General features: G+C 41.6%; 22 protein-coding genes. 13 read left to right on the forward strand and 9 right to left on the reverse strand.

Annotated elements, in window-relative coordinates:
• Positions 1 to 4 precede the first annotated feature (4 nt).
• Together LJD61_RS14480 and LJD61_RS14485 are read right to left on the reverse strand one after the other, a co-directional pair.
• Positions 5 to 703 carry a PHP domain-containing protein gene (locus LJD61_RS14480; RefSeq protein ID WP_255228265.1) on the reverse strand — a complete coding sequence of 233 codons (699 nt, stop codon included), beginning with the start codon at positions 701 to 703 and terminating at the stop codon, positions 5 to 7.
• Positions 704 to 748: 45 nt separating this feature from the next.
• The gene (locus LJD61_RS14485; protein WP_255228266.1) at positions 749 to 1,315 is read right to left on the reverse strand and encodes an RIO2 family protein; all 567 of its coding nucleotides are present in this window, start codon (positions 1,313 to 1,315) and stop codon (positions 749 to 751) included.
• Positions 1,316 to 1,520: 205 nt separating this feature from the next.
• On the opposite strand from LJD61_RS14485, the gene LJD61_RS14490 reads away from it, so the two are divergent.
• From LJD61_RS14490 to ybaK, 7 genes are all read left to right on the forward strand, one after another.
• Positions 1,521 to 1,742, forward strand: coding sequence for a FeoA family protein (locus tag LJD61_RS14490; RefSeq protein WP_255228267.1), 222 nt, complete (start codon positions 1,521 to 1,523; stop codon positions 1,740 to 1,742).
• A 26-nt stretch (positions 1,743 to 1,768) separates the two neighbouring features.
• Positions 1,769 to 1,993, forward strand: coding sequence for a FeoA family protein (locus tag LJD61_RS14495; protein WP_255228268.1), 225 nt, complete (start codon positions 1,769 to 1,771; stop codon positions 1,991 to 1,993).
• 74 nt (positions 1,994 to 2,067) lie between these two features.
• Positions 2,068 to 4,101, forward strand: coding sequence for a ferrous iron transport protein B (gene feoB / locus LJD61_RS14500; protein WP_255228269.1), 2,034 nt, complete (start codon positions 2,068 to 2,070; stop codon positions 4,099 to 4,101).
• Between the two features lie 81 nt (positions 4,102 to 4,182).
• Complete coding sequence (locus tag LJD61_RS14505) at positions 4,183 to 4,338, forward strand: FeoB-associated Cys-rich membrane protein (RefSeq protein WP_255228270.1); 156 nt, start codon at positions 4,183 to 4,185, stop codon at positions 4,336 to 4,338.
• Between the two features lie 131 nt (positions 4,339 to 4,469).
• On the forward strand, positions 4,470 to 5,081 hold the full coding sequence (locus LJD61_RS14510) for an HD-GYP domain-containing protein (RefSeq protein WP_255228271.1): 612 nt from the start codon (positions 4,470 to 4,472) through the stop codon (positions 5,079 to 5,081).
• Positions 5,082 to 5,384: 303 nt separating this feature from the next.
• A complete protein-coding gene (locus tag LJD61_RS14515; RefSeq protein ID WP_255228272.1) occupies positions 5,385 to 6,050 on the forward strand; it encodes a metal-dependent transcriptional regulator in 666 nt (221 codons plus the stop codon).
• 111 nt (positions 6,051 to 6,161) lie between these two features.
• On the forward strand, positions 6,162 to 6,650 hold the full coding sequence (gene ybaK / locus LJD61_RS14520) for a Cys-tRNA(Pro) deacylase (RefSeq protein WP_255228273.1): 489 nt from the start codon (positions 6,162 to 6,164) through the stop codon (positions 6,648 to 6,650).
• Between the two features lie 130 nt (positions 6,651 to 6,780).
• Here the strand turns inward: ybaK and LJD61_RS14525 are convergent, their stop codons facing one another.
• The 6 genes from LJD61_RS14525 to LJD61_RS14550 all read right to left on the reverse strand — a co-directional run bounded on the left by LJD61_RS14525 (position 6,781) and on the right by LJD61_RS14550 (position 9,739).
• The gene (locus LJD61_RS14525) at positions 6,781 to 7,284 is read right to left on the reverse strand and encodes a GerMN domain-containing protein (protein ID WP_255228274.1); all 504 of its coding nucleotides are present in this window, start codon (positions 7,282 to 7,284) and stop codon (positions 6,781 to 6,783) included.
• A 152-nt stretch (positions 7,285 to 7,436) separates the two neighbouring features.
• A complete protein-coding gene (locus tag LJD61_RS14530; RefSeq protein WP_255228275.1) occupies positions 7,437 to 7,997 on the reverse strand; it encodes an N-acetylmuramoyl-L-alanine amidase in 561 nt (186 codons plus the stop codon).
• 107 nt (positions 7,998 to 8,104) lie between these two features.
• Positions 8,105 to 8,605, reverse strand: a complete 501-nt coding sequence (locus LJD61_RS14535; RefSeq protein WP_255228276.1) for a GerMN domain-containing protein — start codon at positions 8,603 to 8,605, stop codon at positions 8,105 to 8,107.
• A gap of 218 nt (positions 8,606 to 8,823) precedes the next feature.
• Positions 8,824 to 9,048 (reverse strand): helix-turn-helix domain-containing protein, encoded by a 225-nt coding sequence (locus LJD61_RS14540; protein ID WP_255228277.1) that lies wholly within the window; start codon positions 9,046 to 9,048, stop codon positions 8,824 to 8,826.
• 15 nt (positions 9,049 to 9,063) lie between these two features.
• On the reverse strand, positions 9,064 to 9,207 hold the full coding sequence (locus tag LJD61_RS14545) for a YvrJ family protein (protein WP_255228278.1): 144 nt from the start codon (positions 9,205 to 9,207) through the stop codon (positions 9,064 to 9,066).
• Positions 9,191 to 9,739 (reverse strand): sigma factor-like helix-turn-helix DNA-binding protein, encoded by a 549-nt coding sequence (locus LJD61_RS14550; RefSeq protein ID WP_255228279.1) that lies wholly within the window; start codon positions 9,737 to 9,739, stop codon positions 9,191 to 9,193. The genes LJD61_RS14545 and LJD61_RS14550 overlap by 17 nt, the downstream gene beginning before the upstream one ends.
• 564 nt (positions 9,740 to 10,303) lie before the next feature.
• On the opposite strand from LJD61_RS14550, the gene abc-f reads away from it, so the two are divergent.
• The 5 genes from abc-f (at position 10,304) to LJD61_RS14575 (ending at position 15,590) form a co-directional block, all read left to right on the forward strand.
• Positions 10,304 to 11,938, forward strand: a complete 1,635-nt coding sequence (gene abc-f, locus LJD61_RS14555; RefSeq protein ID WP_255228280.1) for a ribosomal protection-like ABC-F family protein — start codon at positions 10,304 to 10,306, stop codon at positions 11,936 to 11,938.
• Positions 11,939 to 12,128: 190 nt separating this feature from the next.
• Entirely contained in the window at positions 12,129 to 12,890 is a 762-nt protein-coding gene (locus tag LJD61_RS14560; RefSeq protein ID WP_255228281.1) for a MerR family transcriptional regulator, read from the forward strand.
• A gap of 64 nt (positions 12,891 to 12,954) precedes the next feature.
• Positions 12,955 to 13,689: an ABC transporter ATP-binding protein gene (locus LJD61_RS14565; RefSeq protein ID WP_255228282.1), complete on the forward strand. Its 735-nt coding sequence runs from the start codon at positions 12,955 to 12,957 to the stop codon at positions 13,687 to 13,689.
• Positions 13,676 to 14,419, forward strand: a complete 744-nt coding sequence (locus tag LJD61_RS14570; protein WP_255228283.1) for an ABC transporter permease — start codon at positions 13,676 to 13,678, stop codon at positions 14,417 to 14,419. The genes LJD61_RS14565 and LJD61_RS14570 overlap by 14 nt, the downstream gene beginning before the upstream one ends.
• A gap of 247 nt (positions 14,420 to 14,666) precedes the next feature.
• On the forward strand, positions 14,667 to 15,590 hold the full coding sequence (locus LJD61_RS14575) for a DUF2935 domain-containing protein (RefSeq protein ID WP_255228284.1): 924 nt from the start codon (positions 14,667 to 14,669) through the stop codon (positions 15,588 to 15,590).
• A 143-nt stretch (positions 15,591 to 15,733) separates the two neighbouring features.
• On the opposite strand, the gene LJD61_RS14580 is transcribed toward LJD61_RS14575, so the two are convergent.
• Positions 15,734 to 16,204 (reverse strand): metal-dependent transcriptional regulator, encoded by a 471-nt coding sequence (locus LJD61_RS14580; RefSeq protein ID WP_255228285.1) that lies wholly within the window; start codon positions 16,202 to 16,204, stop codon positions 15,734 to 15,736.
• Positions 16,205 to 16,394: 190 nt separating this feature from the next.
• Between LJD61_RS14580 and LJD61_RS20580 the strand changes: the two genes are divergently transcribed.
• Positions 16,395 to 17,573 carry a hypothetical protein gene (locus LJD61_RS20580; protein ID WP_333783135.1) on the forward strand — a complete coding sequence of 393 codons (1,179 nt, stop codon included), beginning with the start codon at positions 16,395 to 16,397 and terminating at the stop codon, positions 17,571 to 17,573.
• Positions 17,574 to 17,629: the final 56 nt, after the last annotated feature.

The raw sequence follows: 17,629 nt of genomic DNA on the forward strand, positions 1-17,629 counted from the left end.
GTTGTCAGCGGCATTTGACCAATGCTCCGGAGCTTTCGAGAAAATTTTTTATTTCATCCGAGTCAAGATAAGGATTCCCAATGAAGCAATGCTTTAAATCCCGCGGTTTGTCTGTATGAAAATCTGAACCTCCCGTATAGAAAGAAAATTGCTTCGTCGCTATATCAATGAAAAAGTCCGTATATTGAGGACTATTGCGGCAGTATTTTGCTTCTATGCCGTCAAAGGGCAAGCTCAGTATGCTGAGAAGGTTTTTCTCCGATATCCTAACGGGGTGAGCTAATACTACCGCTGCATCAAAGGTCCTCAGAAGGTGAATACCCTCAGAACAGGAAAGGTATTTATTGGAGTGGGGATGCTTGCCGTATACCCCTAGGGCTTTTCTAAGCTTGCTGAGACTATGCTTTTTTACTTGCTTTAAAATATCCTTAAAAGCAGCGCTGTTGAATTTATCATTTTTAAAATACCCTAAGATATGAATGCTCTCATCATTAAACCTTGTGGATAATTCGACGGCAGGAATCACCGATATGCCGTGTTTTTGGCCTGCCTCAAAGGCTTTATCCAGTCCATCTATTGAATTATGATCAGAAATAGCGATGGTGTCTATGCCCCTGCTTTTAGCTATCATTATCACTTGCTCCGGATCAAATCCTCCGTCAGATGCAGTTGAATGAATGTGAAGATCAGCTTTCATAAACATAGTACACTACCCTTTATTCCTTAAATAATTAATAAAATCAATACTTCAGTATTTTTTCCTGTATTTCTTCCTTGAGTAATTCATCCATTTGATATGCAGGTCCGGCCTGTTGACCTTTAAAAAATCAAAAAAAATATCTTTATATCCAAGATGATCAAGGCCGCTGATAAGCAAGCTGGGAACTGCGGATTTTTTCTTCATCGCCTTGGCAGTATCGATAAGCCTAAGCTCTCCGGAAGGCGTTACGAATATATGAAATATTGCTGCATCCTGCCTCAGATAACCGACCTTCGCCATGGCCTCATATAGCTCTATCAGCTTACCTGAGATCTGAGGCGCTAGCTTTTTTTCCCTTTTCAAATATTCATCTAGTTCGATGCCGTTGATGTACTCTCTTATGATGTAGTTTGCACCGGATTCATAAAGCCTGGGGAAATGTGCATAGGATTGGGCCATCAGCAGGGTTTCCAATTCATCCTTGCACTCTTTTTTACTCTTAAAAATTTTTATGCACCTGTAGGAGTCTATCCTGTATACCTTGCCCTGGGTGCCTTTGCCGATAAGCTCCAAATCTTTCACATCTATATCCGGACTAAGCTTTATATCGATCACCTATTTCAAATATCGTTACAATGTAAGTATATGCAAGAGAGCATATTTTGGGAACTGCATGGCAGAGGGGCCCTTGGCCGCCGCTTCAAAGAAAATTTTATTGTTAAACTGTTGACAGTGAAATATTTTACTGCTAGAATGTTAGGTAGAACTAACAGCGAGAATAATTATCATTATCATTAAAATCTTAAAAAGAGTGTTTATTATGCCTTTAACAATGCTTCCCGTAGGCAAAAAAGCTGTGGTCAACACATGCAGGGCAAAGGGTAAAACCAAAAAGTTTCTTGAGGGATTGGGAATTATACCGGGAACACCTATTTCGGTGCTTTCAGAGATAAAGGGGAATCTGATCGTTTGCATAAAAGGAACAAGAATAGCTATTGATAGGGGTATTGCACAACAACTGACGGTTGAATTTCAGTGTTAAAGCAGAAATGGAAGGAGGAAAAGCATATGGAAAGGAAGCTTAAGGATCTGAAGCCCGGCGAAAAGGCTGTCATTGTCAAAGTAAAGGGGGGAGGAGCAACAACCCGAAGGCTGATGGATATGGGCGTGACCAAAGGCGCGGAAGTTATGATTCGCAAAGTAGCTCCTCTCGGAGATCCCATCGAGGTCAATATCAGGGGATATGAATTGTCTTTCAGGAAAGAAGAAGCTGGAAATATTATTGTGGAATGATTAAGGCTGCGGAGAAGCAGCATTTTTTTAAAGCATCAATTGAGAATGATTTTCAATTAAAGGGAGGTTATAAAATGTCATATACCTTTGCATTGGTAGGAAACCCTAATTGCGGCAAGACTACCATGTTCAATGAGATCACGGGAAGCACCCAGCATGTCGGAAACTGGCCGGGAGTTACCGTAGAGAAAAAAGAAGGCAAGGCTAAGAAGCTTAAAGAGAATGTCAGGATTGTTGATCTGCCGGGAATCTATTCCCTGTCTCCATATACCATGGAGGAAATAATAGCCAGGGATTATATAATCGATGAAAAGCCGGATCTGGTCATAAATATTATCGAAGCAACAAATATAGAAAGGAATCTCTACTTGACCACTCAGCTTATGGAATTGGGAGTGCCCGTTGTTGCAGCCCTTAACATGATGGACGCAATAGAGGCCAGAGGGGACAAGATAGACATTGAAAAGCTGGAAAAATACCTGGGAATCCCTGTCGTTCCTACTTCGGCCAGCAAAGGGCAGGGTGTCAAGGAGCTGATGGAAAAAGCTCTGAGTGTGGTTCAGACAGCGGCAGCCGGAAGGGAGCAAGCCTCACAAGAAATATATGATGACGATATAGAAAAATGCGTTTCTGACATCGGGGCCATTGCAGCGAAAGAGCTGGACAGCAAGTATAATGTCCGCTGGGTTGCGCTGAAGCTTCTTGAAGATGATGAGAGGCTGAAGGAGAAGCTTGATATTCCTGCATCTTTGCTGACGGCAGTTGCGAATTGCCGTGAAAAGCTTGAAAAGCAATATAACAATGATATGGAGACCATAATCGCTGATAACAGGTACAATTTTATTTCCGGCATTGTGGGCAAGACGGTAAAGAAGAAGTCCGGCAGCGGTCTCACTCTATCCGATAAAATTGACAAAATAGTCACCAACCGAATACTGGCCATACCTATATTTTTCGTAATAATGTGGTTTGTCTATCATATTTCCATTTCTACACTGGGAGACTATACCATAGGGAAAGTGGAGTGGCTCGTGGGAGATGTCATAGGCGGTGCAGTGGAAGGCTGGCTTGAGGGAGCAGGAGCCGCCGAGTGGCTGCGCGGACTTATCATAGACGGCGTCATAGGCGGAGTCGGAGGGGTATTGACCTTCGTTCCTCAGCTGATGATTTTATTCTTCTTCATCTCCTTGCTGGAAGACAGCGGTTACATGGCAAGAGTTGCCTTCATCATGGACAGGATTTTCAGGAGATTCGGCCTTTCGGGCAAATCCTTTATCCCCATGCTGATCGGAACCGGATGCTCTGTCCCGGGGATCATGGCCACCAGGACCATAGAAAATGAAAAGGACAGAAAGATGACGATAATGCTGACTCCTTTCATACCCTGCGGAGCAAAATGGCCGGTGTTTGCCATGTTCATCGCAGCCTTCTTTTCCGATAAGGCCTGGATAGCCCCTTCCTTATATATAATCGGGATAGGAGTAGCGATATTATCAGGTATTATATTAAAAAATACGATTCTAAAGGGAGAGGCGGCGCCCTTTGTAATGGAGCTGCCCGAATATAGGATTCCAAGACTGAAAAGTGTTCTCATCCACATGTGGAACAGAGCCAAAGCCTTTATGATAAAAGCGGGTACAATAATATTTGCTGCCTCCGGAGTCATCTGGATGCTGCAATCCTTTGATTTCTCATTTGCAATGGTGGAAGCGGAAAACAGCATGCTGGCTTCCATAGGCAAAACTATTGCCCCGATATTTTCTCCTCTCGGATTCGGAGAATGGAAAGCTGCTGTTGCCACAGTGACGGGGCTGATTGCTAAAGAGGTAGTGGTGGCTACGTTGGGCATACTTCATGGAATAGGCGAGGTTGCAGAAGATGATCCGACTCTCCTTGCAGGCATTGCCCAGAGCTTTACGGCTTTAAGCGCATTTTCATTCATGATCTTTACTCTTGTTGCAGCACCTTGCTTTGCAGCCATCGGCGCTATGAAGAGAGAATTCAACTCATGGAAATGGACCTTTATAACCATCGGATATCAGACAGGACTTGCATGGATATTGGGGACATTGGTGTTTCAAATCGGCAGGGCGGTCGGCCTCGGATAAGCAAACCGCTTTGACAGAAGTTGAAGCAGAAATCATATAAAGGAATGACTTAATAATAATGTTTAAAAGGTGGCGTATATAATGATCAATTATATTTTAGGCGGGATCATATTTGGCTTGATGATTTTAGCATCGATAAAGACCATCAAAAGGATTAAGAATGAATCCTGTGCATGCGGCGGAAGCTGCTCGGGATGCCATTCAAAATGTGAATGCGGGCATGATGACAATCCATAGATGCCAATTTATCTCCTTGTGAGATCAACAGCATTCTAAAGAAGAATAGTCAAAGAGGGATGGTGCTTATATAGAAATATTGTCATAAAAGCATCACGAATAAAAAATGCATAAGCGGTGAGATAAAATTGATGTTTCATATGTTGGATAGATTTTGGGGGCGGGGGGCTTATCATGAGGTCATCGACTGCTTGGTGGCAGCATTGGAAGCGAAGGATCACTATACAAGCGGCCATTCCTCCAGGGTGGCAGACATGTCCTATTATTTAGCCAAAGCCATGGGGCTTAAAGGTGTGGCTCTGGAGGACGTACATATGGCGGCCCATTTGCATGATATAGGCAAGCTGAGCATTCCTGAGAATATATTGAATAAGAAAGAAAAGCTTCTTCCCGGTGAATGGGCCCAGATAAAAGCACACCCGGAGATAGGTTTTAATATCCTGAATAAATCAAAGGGTTTAAAAAATATAGCAAAAATAGTGCTCCACCATCACGAGAGATGGGATGGCAAGGGCTATCCCTCCGGGCTGAAGCAGGATCAGATACCGCTTGGCTCAAGGATTATTGCAGTTGCCGATTCCATAGATGCCATGACTTCCCGCCGCCCCTATAGATCGGCAATGACCTGGGAGCAATGCAGGGAAGAAGTCCGTGCTAACAAGGGACTTCAGTTTGATCCCATAGTGGCGGAAAGATCAGATGAGATCTGGAATAAGCTTAGAGAGCAAAGTGGAAATCTGTAGCTTATATGGTTATAATGAATATATATTATAACAGTAAGTTAACTCGTTGTGGTAGCTGATAAAAGAGTATTTTGTGAAGAGGCTTAGAGTTTGTTAGCGAAGTATAGGAAAAGCTGCGTCAACTGTTTGAGCCTATATGCTGTTAAATCGGAAAATCTCATAACTTGCTTGAATCTTAACAGTAATGATAAACGCTGCATGCGAGTTTTGACGCAGCCCTATACAAGCTTACAAAGTCTTAGCCTTGAAGCTTTATACTTGTTATCAACTAGCACAACAGGCTAAGTTAAGGAAGGTAAGAGCATGAGCATATCTGTTTCATCATCGCTGGAGAATTATCTGAAAGTGATCCTGCAGCTTCAAGAAGCTGGGAATGCTGCCAGGATCACCGATTTGGCAGAAAGACTGAGCGTTGCAAAATCCAGCGCTAATCAGGCGGTCAAGCTGCTGAAAGATCAAGGACTTGTAAAGCATGAGAAGTACGGACAATTGGAGCTTACGGAAAGAGGCTCTGCCCTTGCCCGGGAAATATCAAAGAGGCATGAAGTGCTGATGAGTTTTTTGGTGGATGTGCTCAAAGTAGACCTTGCAACTGCAGAAAATGATGCTTGTCTTATGGAGCATGCCATCAGCCCTGCCACTATGGAGAAGCTTTCATCATATGTGGAGCAGCAGCTGGGGTATCCTTTGGAAGAAGCGCAGCGGAGCGGAGAAAAGGCAAAATCGGGCATGAAAATATTAAAAAGGCTTGATGCTGTATTGCCGGGAACAAGGGCCAAAGTGGTCAAGCTTACTTCAAAGGGTGCGCTGGGGCATAGGCTGATGGAAATGGGCATAATGCCGGGTACGGAAATACTGGTTGAGGCATATGCTCCCATGGGTGATCCCATTGAAATAAAAGTCCGCGGATATAGTCTCGCTCTAAGGAAAGCCGAAGCAAGCAATGTTCTTGTCGAGTTAATATTATAGAATTGTGACTATGCCTGATGTATCCTGTTTATCACAGCCGTTTTACAAGCATGGCATAAAGTGGTATAATGCTGCTGAATAATATCTGATGAGATAATAGGAGGGTAAGCTTTGGGAAATATAAAGACAAATGCTATGCGCATCCTTGATAAAGCAGGAATTTCATATAGCACATATGAATATGACCATAGCGACGGCCTGGTTGACGGCATTACGGTTGCGGACAAAATAGGCCAGCCTGTTCAAAGGGTCTATAAAACCCTTGTGACAAAGGGGACCAGCAGAGAGTACTATGTTTTTGTCATTCCCGTTGCTGATGAACTTGATCTGAAAGCGGCGGCAAGGGCGGTAGGTGAAAAAGCTGTCGAGATGATCAAGGTCGCGGATATTAACAAGATTACAGGCTATATCCGGGGAGGCTGCTCGCCGATAGGTATGAAGAAAGAATACAAGACGGTATTGGATGGCTCCTGCGATGCGATGGATACCTTTATTGTGAGCGCAGGCAAGATAGGGCATCAAATTGAATTAGCCCCTAAGGATCTAATAAAGCTGATCAACTGCAAGACTGATAATGTCATTGTACCAAGAAATATATAAAAAATAAGAAAAAAATTTTTTTAAAATAATTGAGTTTAAACTATTAAATGCAACTTGTATCCTAAAAAAAGGATAGCTTTCTATCAAAAATAAACGGTCATAGAAAGCTATCTTCTTTAAAATCTATCATTCAATTAACAATTAATTTAATCTGGTTGTCATCTGTTAATGTGATATCCGGAACAATTACTTTATCTGTCTCAAATTCTCCAATTATAGGTACTTCTTCCCCATCCAGTAGAAATTTTACTCCGTCAATGCCTAGAGATTTATTCAAACATAAGGTATCGGTGATGGTAAAGATTATATGTTCTATACCGGTAGAGCCCAGGCTATAAGAATTAAATTCATGGCTCATATTGACGTATGCAATTTTTTCTTTGACTTCTAAAGAAAGCAATTTAGTTCCTTCGGGATATATATGAGGATATTTAAGCAGTTCATTTACCACAATACTAGGGGTACAGTCTTTTATGGGCTTTTCATCTATAGACCACTCATCAAGGGGCCCCTTTGGTATTATAAATTTTATATTGGTAATATTTTGATTTTGACTAGCTGTGCTATTACTATTTGTGCACCCGCTTATTACAAAACACAAAACCAATAAAATTGGGATTATTCTTTTTAACATTAATTCACTTCCTTTTAATGTTTATAAAATGATTATAGCACAATAATGAAAGGATAATGTGAAAAACCATATGCTAAGATTTTGTTATATCCTATGTAAAAAATAAGTCGGTTTGTTACACCGACTTATTTTTATAAATTCTATAAACTTGATTAAATTTTGCTGAGTATGGCTTCTGCAATGGCTGTCCCTACTGCTTCGCCTCCAACGTCCAAGAATTTTTGGCAATCTGAAGTATTGCTTACAAACAGAGGTTCAATGATGATTGAGCTCATATTCATTGTGCTGCTTGTTTCAGCTAACCCACTTTTATAAACAGCTCCTCTGTTTGTGAGTCCCAAGGTTGTAGCAGCTGCCTTGCTCACTGCAGTAGCAAGTGTTTTGGACAAAGAATCGTTTCTATAGTAACACATGCTGTATGATACAGAAGAATCATCGGTACTGTTAGCATGGCAGCTAACAAACAATTCGGCACCCCAATCTTTTGCTTCTCGTATACCAGCCATCAAAGCTTCATTAGCAGTTGCATAAGCATCGTCAGAGTGGTTAAGCGTTGAATATGTCATTACGTCATGGCCTGCATAGTAGAGTTCTTGGGCTACCCATGGAGCATAGCTTTCAATTACATCTCTTTCACTTAATAAAGTACCGGGAGCGCCAGTAAAGCTTCCGTTTCTAAGAATATCGTGACCAAATCTTACAAATATTTTCATGTTTTTTCTCCTTTATAATTTATTAGGCTTTTGTTCTGCAGAATCATTTACCTTACATTTTTATAAGAAGAAAAAACAGAGTTAAAAGTCAACCTTAGAAAAATTTATTATTCAAGTAATTTAATTTTGTTGTCATCTGTTAATGTGATATCCGGAACAATTACTTTATCTGTCTCAAATTCTCCAATTATAGGTACCTCCTCTCCATCAAGTAGAAACTTTACTCCGTCAATGCCGAGAGATTTATTCAAACATAAGGTATCAGTGATGGTGTAGATTATATTACATATACCGGTAGAGCCCAGGCTATAAGAATTAAATTCATGGCTCATATTGACGTATGCAATTTTTTCTTTGACCTCTAAAGAAAGCAATTTAGTCCCTTCGGGATATATATGAGGATATTTAAGCAGTTCACCTACCACAATACTAGGGGTACAGTCTTTTATGGGCTTTTCATCTATAGACCACTCATGAAGTGGTCCCTTTGGTATTATAAATTTGATATCGGTAATATTTTGATTTTGACTAGCTGCGCTATTACTATTTGTGCACCCGCTTATTACAAAACACAAAACCAATAAAATTGGGATTATTCTTTTTAACATTAATTCACTTCCTTTTAATGTTTATAAAACGATTATAGCACAATAATACATGATTATAAATGCTATCCAAAAATGTGTATTATTGTGATATGATCTGAATATGGTTTTATAAGGACTATGAGTTTAATTAATATTGTAATCATCTGGAATGCTATTACATCTAAAAAACCAAGCTACAACAGGCATTAACCTCTATTGCTTGGTTCTTTAGATTAATACTATGCATGTTTGAAAATATCATACTCTTTATCAAACTTGAATCGCTTAATCCCTTCTAATAATTTTATATTAAGCTCCTGAAAGCAATCTTCATCAAAATGACCGTTGATATAACTATTCTTATATAATTGCCATCTAAATATATCCGTTATCTCTTTAAGAGCTTCCTTATCTCCTTTTAATGATTTAGTATGTATTTCCTTTAATTTCTTATTTATTACCATGGAATTCTCCTTTCATTAATCGTTTTTAGATAATAATTCGACCATATTTATAAGCATCCGGTTTATTTGATCTAATTGTTTTTCTATCCGAATAAGTAGGAAAGCAGTAACAGCAATAGGAAAACCAACATTAGATATTAAGCTAATCAGCTCTTCCACACTTTTCACCCCCTAAGGTTTTTTTTAGAGTGGCTAACGCTGCTTTTCTCACTTTTGATATAGTTTGTTTTGTGACGCCTAGTTCTTTTGCAATCTGATATAATGATTTATCCTCAATAATTTGTTTGAAAATAACTAGCTTTTGTCTTTCTGTTAATTGATTTATTGCTTTGATTATTGATGGATCATCAAAGTAATCACTTAGTTCTTTTGTGTTGCTTGTCCTATGAATCTCCTCTTCAAAATAAGACGTTTTGTCTATTATACTATCTATTAATTCTGTTCCGGTTTCTAAGTTTTCCTTGTTAAGTATGTATAGCTCTTTATCTTTTTGGCTAGATACTTTTCTATATATTTCTTTGTATGATAATGAGATAGTTTTGCTTATATAGCTTAAAAAATGTATTTCGTATAGAAAATTATTGAATTGCTTATTTATCATTTTACGGGCTTCTTCACTACCACTATTAGCCTCTTCATATAACTTTTTCATGTCTTTGTTTTTAAGAAATTTTTTTAATAAAGTATCCACTGATCACACCTCCTAAAGTTCACTGTGATGTGGCTTAAATTCTTGTATAGCAATGTTTTAATGCTTTTTAGGAATATATAATTATATCACAAATACAAGCATTTATATTAAAAAAATACTTTTTTGAGCTCTTATATATTTGAGCTCTAATATATAAGACGCCTTTTTTTTTGAAAAAGTCACCCTTTTAAAAAATAATTTCCATTTATGGAAAAGAACGCATTTCGTCGAATGAGTGTCCTTGAAAAGCTCGTTGACACAGAGTTTTGAATATAATATAATCTAATTGCTATTATTTCGAAAGGAAGGTATAAAAGGAGATATGATTAACTAACCTATTCTTTGCTTAGAGATGATCACAATTTGTAACTTTGTTATTAAGCTGGATAGGATAGTTATGCCCTTTAATAAATACTTTCTCTTCAATAGCGTTAAAAGTAAAATGACGTAAGAATACTGCTTTTTTGTTTGCATGCTTCTTTAAGCAGGGCTCTAGTGCGGTATTATGAAAGTTTGTATAAGAGTATGCTATATCCTCTCCGGCAATCATGGAGGGGATTTTTTATGTTGATAGCTCAGATGAGAGGAGTCAAGAAGTATTATAATGATAGATTGATACTGAAGGTTGACGATTTTAAGATATATAAAAATGACAGGATCGGCATAGTGGGCTTAAACGGCTCGGGAAAGACCACATTTCTTAACATTCTGACCAATAGGGTCGCGCCCAGTGAAGGGATATCGGAGATTTACGAAACTTATGCCTATATAACCCAGCTTGGGGATGAGGACAAAACCGGCATAGACGATTATGCGGCCAGCAGGTTCGGTGTAAGCGGTTTGAGCAATGAAGGACTGAGCGGAGGTGAAATATCCCGGCTCAAGATAGCCAAGGCTTTAGGCAAGGAGAATGCTTTGATCATTGGAGATGAGCCTGCAAGCAATCTTGACAGCCAGGGGATAGAGCTGCTGCAAAAAGAGCTGGTGCAGTTTAATGGAGCAATCTTGGTCGTATCCCACGATAGGGAGTTTTTAGATACGGTTTGCAATACGATACTGGAGATCGAAAGTGGAGAAGTACGTCTTTATAAAGGCAATTACTCTAAATACAAGGAATTGAAAGAAAAAGAAAGAGAACGGGCTGCATTTGAGTATGATCAGTATGTTTTAGAAAAGAACAGGCTGCACGGAGCTGTAGAGCAGAAGACGAACGAATCAAAAACAATGCGAAAAGCTCCTAAAAGGATGGGAAATTCAGAAGCCCGGCTTCATAAGATGGGCAATCAGGCCGCAAAAGCAGCCCTTGACAGGCGGACTAATGCCATAAGGAGCAGGATCGAAAAGCTTGAAACTAAAGAAAAACCTAAGGAATTGCCGGAAATCAATTTAGACATACAAAAGACCAGGCAGCTTTATTCCAAGGTTATATTGAGCTCTGACGGGCTTGATAAAAGCTTCAGGGATAAAGTGGTTTTCAAAGAGGCCCAGTTCAAGGTGTTCAACAATAGCAAAACTGCTGTGATAGGCCCAAACGGAAGCGGCAAGACCACTCTTATCAAGATGATCATAAATGGGGATCCGGCAATAAACAGAGCTATAGGTGCCAAAATCGGCTACTTCAGTCAGAATATGAGTATTCTAGAGAGCAGCAGGACATTGCTGGAGAATGTTATGGAAAGCAGTATATATGATGAAACCTTTGCAAGGATTCTGCTTGCCAGGCTCCTGTTTAAACAGGAAGACGTCATGAAAAAGGTTTCTTTGCTGAGCGGAGGCGAAAGGGTAAAAGCGGCCCTGGCAAAAATAATCCTGAGCGATTTTAATGTGCTGGTTTTAGACGAACCCACCAATTATCTGGACATATATTCGATGGAAGCGGTAGAGGAAGCAATACTGAACTATAACGGAACTGTGGTATTTGTTTCTCACGATAGAAGATTTGTAAGCAATATCGCCGATCATATAATATCTATTGAAAATCAGAAAACCATATGCTTTGGCGGGACATACAGCGAGTACAACCGGAAGAAAGAAGAAGCAGTACAGCAAAATGATAAATCAGCAGACAGGATGGTGCTTCAGCATCGCATGGCAGAAATACTGGGGAAATTGAGCATGCCGTCTAAAAATGATGACATCGAGGCTCTTGATAGGGAGTACAAGGAAATCATTAGAAAGTTAAGAGAGGTGGATTTATGAATCAGATTATACCATTGGAAATCAAATTTTGTTTTGGCGATGTTTCAGCGGTTTATACAATCAAAATATCAAAGCTTCTCTGCAAAAACTGCTTTAAGCTTAGCCGTAGTTTATATTAGAACCCTCCACTATAACACCAGACTTTTACCGGATGCTATAATAGGTAAAAGATCGGAGGTGGCCTGAACAAATGAATACTTATAGAACAGCCGAAATTGCCCGCAGTATTGGGGTCCATTCTAATACGGTGCGGCTTTACGAGGGGCTTGGACTGATACCCAAGACTGAACGCGAACCAAACGGCTACCGTGTTTTTACGGATTTTCATATGGAGCAGATCAGGTTTGTGAGAACCGCTCTAAAAGTTGAGGTTCTGCAAAACGGCTTGCGAAAAAAGATAATTGACATTATTAAGGCTTCTGCTGATGGAGATTTTGACAGGGCGATTCATCTGACAAAGGGCTATTTGCACCAAATTAAGAAGGAACGAAGAAACGCCGAAGAAGCTATAGCAATTGCGGAGCAGCTATTATCAGGCAGCCGGACAGAAGCGAACAGAGCCTGCTTGACCAGAAAAGAAGCGGCAAGCTATCTGCAGGTAACAATGGACGCTTTGAGAAACTGGGAAATGAACGGGCTGCTGACGGTCAAACGAAAGCAAAATGGTTATCGCATATATACGGATGAAGATATCCGCAGGCTGAAAATCATACGTTCTCTTAGATGCGCTAATTACTCTCTGACAGCGATCTTACGGATGCTCTGTGCTTTGTCCGGCGACTCCCGGGCCAATATACGCGAAGTAATTGATACACCGGGGGAAAATGATGACATTGTTTCTGTATGTGATAAGCTGCTTACATCTTTGGAATATGCAGAAAATAATGCCCGGGACATGCTGGTTCACCTTGGAAAAATGAAAAAGCAGTTTAAAACAAACCCTACACTTTAACACCAGACATGATTCTGGTGTTATTCTTTTTATACAAAGAAAAGAATAGGAGGACTTTTACAGCATGGAAACAACGATCAAGGTAAATCAATTGTGTAAATCCTATGACACTATCAAGGCAGTTGAAAACATAGATATTTCGGTCTGCCGTGGTGAAGTGTTCGGCTTGCTTGGTGCAAACGGTGCCGGAAAAAGCACCGCCATCGAATGTATTTTAGGCACAAAAAAGCAGGACAGCGGAACGGTATCCATTTTGGGAATGAATCCGCAAAGAGACCGCAAAAAGCTGTTTGAGAGGATCGGTGTCCAGTTTCAGGAGGCAAATTATCAGGATAAAATAACCGTAGCTGAGCTATGCGAAGTCACGCAATCCCTGTACCGGGCTCCATCGGACTATCGGGGCCTATTAAAACAATTTGGGCTTTGGGACAAATCGAAAAGCCAGGTAAGCGAGCTTTCGGGAGGGCAAAAGCAGCGCTTGTTTATTGCCCAGGCACTTATTCCAAATCCCGAGGTTGTGTTCTTAGATGAGCTGACCACAGGGCTGGATGCCAGAGCAAGGCGGGATGTTTGGGAATGCCTCTCTGATTTAAAAGCCAAAGGCCTGACTATTTTGCTGACCTCTCATTTTATGGACGAAGTGGAAGCTCTGTGTGACAAGATCATGATTTTGAAAAGCGGGAAAAGCATTTTTTACGGAACTGTGCAGGAAGCGATCGAAGCCAGCCCTTATAACAAATTTGAGGATGCCTATCTTTGGTATACGGATGAGGAGGGAAAAGAGTATGAAAGCGTTTAGAACTTTATTTAAAACAGAATTAAAATTATCCCTGCGCGGTATGGATATGTTCATCTTTGCAATATGCATGCCGGTCATTGTCATGGTTATCCTTGGCATCATTTACGGAAGCAGGCCTGCCTTTGAAGGGGCCGGGTACACTTTTCTGCAGCAATCCTTCGGAGCCGTGGCTACGATTGCCATATGCGCCGGTGGGGTCATGGGACTTCCCCTGGTGGTATCCGATTATAGGCATAAGAAAATATTGAAGCGGTTCAAGGTTACGCCAATTAATCCCGCTCTCATTTTAGCGGTGCATGTCGCTGTCTACGCACTTTATTCTGTTCTTTCGCTTCTTCTCGTTTATGGGACGGCAGCAGCTTTTTTCGGTTACCAATTGAGGGGCTCATGGCTTCAATTCTTAGGCGCATACTTTCTGGTAATGCTTTCGATGTTCAGCATAGGGCTGCTGGTAGGAGGGGTAGCACCGGATATTAAGGCAGCAAGCGTCCTGGCGAGCATATTGTATTTCCCGATGCTCATTTTCTCAGGCGCTACTTTGCCTTACGAGGTTATGCCCTCAGCGCTTCAAAAAGCATCGGATCTGCTGCCGCTGACACAGGGCATTAAACTTCTTAAAGCAGTATCCCTTGGTTTACCTGTCAATGGTGTTTTGCTTCCGGTTGTTCTGATGATCATACTGGCTATAATTTGTATCGGCGCCGCAATTAGTTTCTTCAGATGGGAATAGTCCGTCAACTTGACAGCTGAATCCATATCTAAGCCCAGCAGTATGGAAAAGTATAAGTCGAAGTATTTCAAGGTCATGAAAGGGCAATAATGCAGTGCATTACGGAATAGCGCTTGCCATAGCCTTTGATAAAAAAATATATCATAATCCTATATAAGTGTAACGTTTGTACAGCTGCTTAATAGACTGGTACCAGGAAGGACATACCTTCATAATATGATAATTTTATAATAGGAGGTTAACAAGAATGCTATCAAGCGCGGGCTTTGTCCGTCAATCACTGGGATTGCACCTTTTTTTCCTGAGGATTATGAAGGAGCATTCATTTTTCGTTGAAGTAGGGTTTACACCGAGGGATGCAAGCTTTACACAACGGGCAGATGCCCTGAGAATGGAATTCGATGGGCTTTTAGCAGAGGCAATTGTACTATCAAATGGGGTTGTTGATCCTGAAGTGCTTCAATCCGGAGAAGTGATCACACAATATACACTAAGCGCCGAAAGAGCTACTACATTTTATACGGGAGTGAATATACCAACCGAACTAACGCGGGAAGAAGCCGGACTAAGGGGCGGGGTATGTGAGGAGGTAAGTCCCATACTCGAGCAAAAGGTATGTGAGTTGAATCAAAGGGCAATAGTATTAACCACATCCTTAATAGAGTTTAAAACCCTGGTTCTATCAAATGTCTTGTCCTGCAAAATGTTCACCTTCAATTACCCGCTTTTGATCGATCACATTATGCGGGAATCAAAGCTTTATGTGCTGATGCTCCAAAGGCTTCAAAGCAGAGAAGAAATTGATATACAAAGAGAAGCATATGAACAAGAAGCCTTTTGGAACAGGATCATGGCAGAGCATTCAAAATTCATCCGCGGCCTGCTTGATCCGACAGAGAACGAATTATTCAACACAGCTAATAATTTCGGGAATGAGTTCGATGTGCTGACAAACGAAGCAAAACAAGCAATAGACATGACTGTGCCTATATCCAAGGTTACAAGCGATAGCTTGAGAGCTACCTTAGCTATTCGTGATTTTAAGGCTCAAGGCACACAGGGATTGCTGGAGTGCAGAATCAGGTCAATTATTGTGCCGCTGCTGGGAGATCATGTACTGAGAGAGGCAAACCATTATCTGCGTTTGCTGAAAATATTCAGCAGATGTTAGCTGCCTGGCGCTGAATGGCGAGAAGTCAGGCGTAAAGCTTTGTATATACTCATACCTGAAAGAGAGGCAAAATAAAACCCGTGAAGCATACAGGAGAGATCCTGCAATATTTCACGGGTTTTTTATGCCAGAATACTTATCATTCATTCTTCTGAATTTCTAAAAGCATTAAACCGGATGGCTACATCCGGGTTTTTTTTGATGAAATCCACATATTCCTCAAAGCATTTGATGGTTTCATCGCTTAATGTATGCTCAACCTTTTCGGTTTCTGGCAGGACCGCCCTTTCAGAAACGCCTAATACCTTTAAAAGGTCTTCGATGGTGTTGTGACGCCTGATTAAAGCCTCGCCTGCTTTTCTCCCCTCCTCCTCAAGGATTATTACGCCATACTTTTCATATTTTAAGAGGCCCAGCTCACCCAGCCTTTGCACCATTTTTGTTGCAGACGGAGGCTGTACGTTGAGGGCGTCCGACAATTCATGGATTCTTGTGAATCCGGTATTCATGGCCAGCCTGTATATCATTTCAAGGTAATCCTCCATGGATGCTGTAAGGGCATTGTCTTCCTTTTTCATATATTCGCTGAAAGTACGAAAATTATTATTGTCCATATATATCACCCGCTTTATTGTTTCATAGAGCCTTGATACAGTATATGCAGGAGCAAGGGGAAAATAACTTTTGTGTGCTCGCCGCTAATTTTAGATATATTACGGCAGATTTTTATATATCCCTTTTATTTACAATTTTCCGATATAAGAAGTATAATAGACTTATAGAAATCATACAGGGAGTGGTGCTATGTATTACATAACAACCAGTGAAGCGGCAGAAAAATGGGGCGTTTCCGGGCGGTCGATCAACTATCATTTGGCCGCTGGGCATATCCCCGATGCGGTCAAAAAGGGGAAACTGTGGCTGATACCAGCGGACGCCCAGCGGCCTGCCGATAACCGGCGCCACGAAGGGACGACTCAAAAATCGCTGTCTTCCGATCTGCACAATATATTGGTTTCCACCACTATCCCAATGCCGCATGATAATCCAGAGGCCATTTTGGATACCGTGAGCGAAGAAAGGCTTCGCCTTCAATACGAGGGCGAGCTTGCCTATCTGCGTGGCGACTTTAAGCGGACGATGCGCTGTTTTGATAGGACCGAGGGGGATGACGCGGCCAGGCTCCGGGCCTCTTTGATGGCAGTCGCGGCGGCCATCAGTCTGGGGGATTACCGCGCCTATACAGAAATTGACAGTTATCTCAAGAGATGCATCGAAGCCAATCAAGGCAGCGATATGGCCGCCATCGCGGAGCTGGCGCTTGCAAGCGTCGCTGTGAGCGTAACGGCCCCGAATATGGTTCCCGACTGGCTGAAGGAGGGAGATTTCAGCGCTATACCGATAATGGCAAAGCCGCATACCCTCTATTTGCGATCCAAATATTTTTTTTGTGTAGACAGATATGAAGCCATGCTGGCTGTGGCGCAAACCGCGCTGACTTTGAGCGCGCCGGAGCAAGGGATTACCTTCACCGGTATTTATCTGCGGGTGGTATGTGCCATTGCCTGTCATCATCTCGAGCGGGAGGATGCGGCTGTACGCTGGCTGCTGGAGGCTATGCGTATCTGCCTGCCTCACGGATTTATCACGCCCTTTGCGGAGGTCGCCACCCTGCTGGGCGGGCTGGTAGAGCGGTGTCTGGAGCGGGAGTTCCCTGATTATTATGACGCCGTAATCGGGCAATGGAAGCGCACCTTTAAGAACTGGATCGCCTTTCATAACGAGTTCACGAAGGATCACATCACATTCATCCTGTCCTTGCGGGAATGCCATATCGCTATCCTTGTGGCGCACCGCGTTCCTTACGCCAAAATCGCCAAGCAGTACAATATTTCGGTGGGACGGCTCAAGAACATCATGCTGGAGATTTACGAAAAGCTCTGTATATCCGGTCGGAACGAGCTTGCGAAATACATCATGTGAGTCGAAAAAACGTGACTTTTTGAGGGTGAAAAGTCACTACCAAAAGCATGGATTTT

This window comes from Lutispora saccharofermentans (assembly GCF_024363565.1).
In the GTDB taxonomy this organism is placed as follows: domain Bacteria; phylum Bacillota; class Clostridia; order Lutisporales; family Lutisporaceae; genus Lutispora; species Lutispora saccharofermentans.

Bases quoted from the DNA above. Each gene is read 5' to 3' on its own strand.
- LJD61_RS14480 (WP_255228265.1), bottom strand. From the start codon at position 703: ATGTTTATGAAAGCTGATCTTCACATTCATTCAACTGCATCTGACGGA.
- LJD61_RS20580 (WP_333783135.1), top strand. From the start codon at position 16,395: ATGTATTACATAACAACCAGTGAAGCGGCAGAAAAATGGGGCGTTTCC.
- LJD61_RS14575 (WP_255228284.1), top strand. From the start codon at position 14,667: ATGCTATCAAGCGCGGGCTTTGTCCGTCAATCACTGGGATTGCACCTT.
- LJD61_RS14540 (WP_255228277.1), bottom strand. From the start codon at position 9,048: ATGGTAATAAATAAGAAATTAAAGGAAATACATACTAAATCATTAAAA.
- LJD61_RS14535 (WP_255228276.1), bottom strand. From the start codon at position 8,605: ATGTTAAAAAGAATAATCCCAATTTTATTGGTTTTGTGTTTTGTAATA.
- LJD61_RS14530 (WP_255228275.1), bottom strand. From the start codon at position 7,997: ATGAAAATATTTGTAAGATTTGGTCACGATATTCTTAGAAACGGAAGC.
- LJD61_RS14510 (WP_255228271.1), top strand. From the start codon at position 4,470: ATGTTTCATATGTTGGATAGATTTTGGGGGCGGGGGGCTTATCATGAG.
- LJD61_RS14560 (WP_255228281.1), top strand. From the start codon at position 12,129: ATGAATACTTATAGAACAGCCGAAATTGCCCGCAGTATTGGGGTCCAT.
- LJD61_RS14495 (WP_255228268.1), top strand. From the start codon at position 1,769: ATGGAAAGGAAGCTTAAGGATCTGAAGCCCGGCGAAAAGGCTGTCATT.
- feoB (WP_255228269.1), top strand. From the start codon at position 2,068: ATGTCATATACCTTTGCATTGGTAGGAAACCCTAATTGCGGCAAGACT.
- LJD61_RS14515 (WP_255228272.1), top strand. From the start codon at position 5,385: ATGAGCATATCTGTTTCATCATCGCTGGAGAATTATCTGAAAGTGATC.
- LJD61_RS14490 (WP_255228267.1), top strand. From the start codon at position 1,521: ATGCCTTTAACAATGCTTCCCGTAGGCAAAAAAGCTGTGGTCAACACA.
- LJD61_RS14525 (WP_255228274.1), bottom strand. From the start codon at position 7,284: ATGTTAAAAAGAATAATCCCAATTTTATTGGTTTTGTGTTTTGTAATA.
- abc-f (WP_255228280.1), top strand. From the start codon at position 10,304: ATGTTGATAGCTCAGATGAGAGGAGTCAAGAAGTATTATAATGATAGA.
- LJD61_RS14570 (WP_255228283.1), top strand. From the start codon at position 13,676: ATGAAAGCGTTTAGAACTTTATTTAAAACAGAATTAAAATTATCCCTG.
- LJD61_RS14580 (WP_255228285.1), bottom strand. From the start codon at position 16,204: ATGGACAATAATAATTTTCGTACTTTCAGCGAATATATGAAAAAGGAA.
- LJD61_RS14565 (WP_255228282.1), top strand. From the start codon at position 12,955: ATGGAAACAACGATCAAGGTAAATCAATTGTGTAAATCCTATGACACT.
- LJD61_RS14505 (WP_255228270.1), top strand. From the start codon at position 4,183: ATGATCAATTATATTTTAGGCGGGATCATATTTGGCTTGATGATTTTA.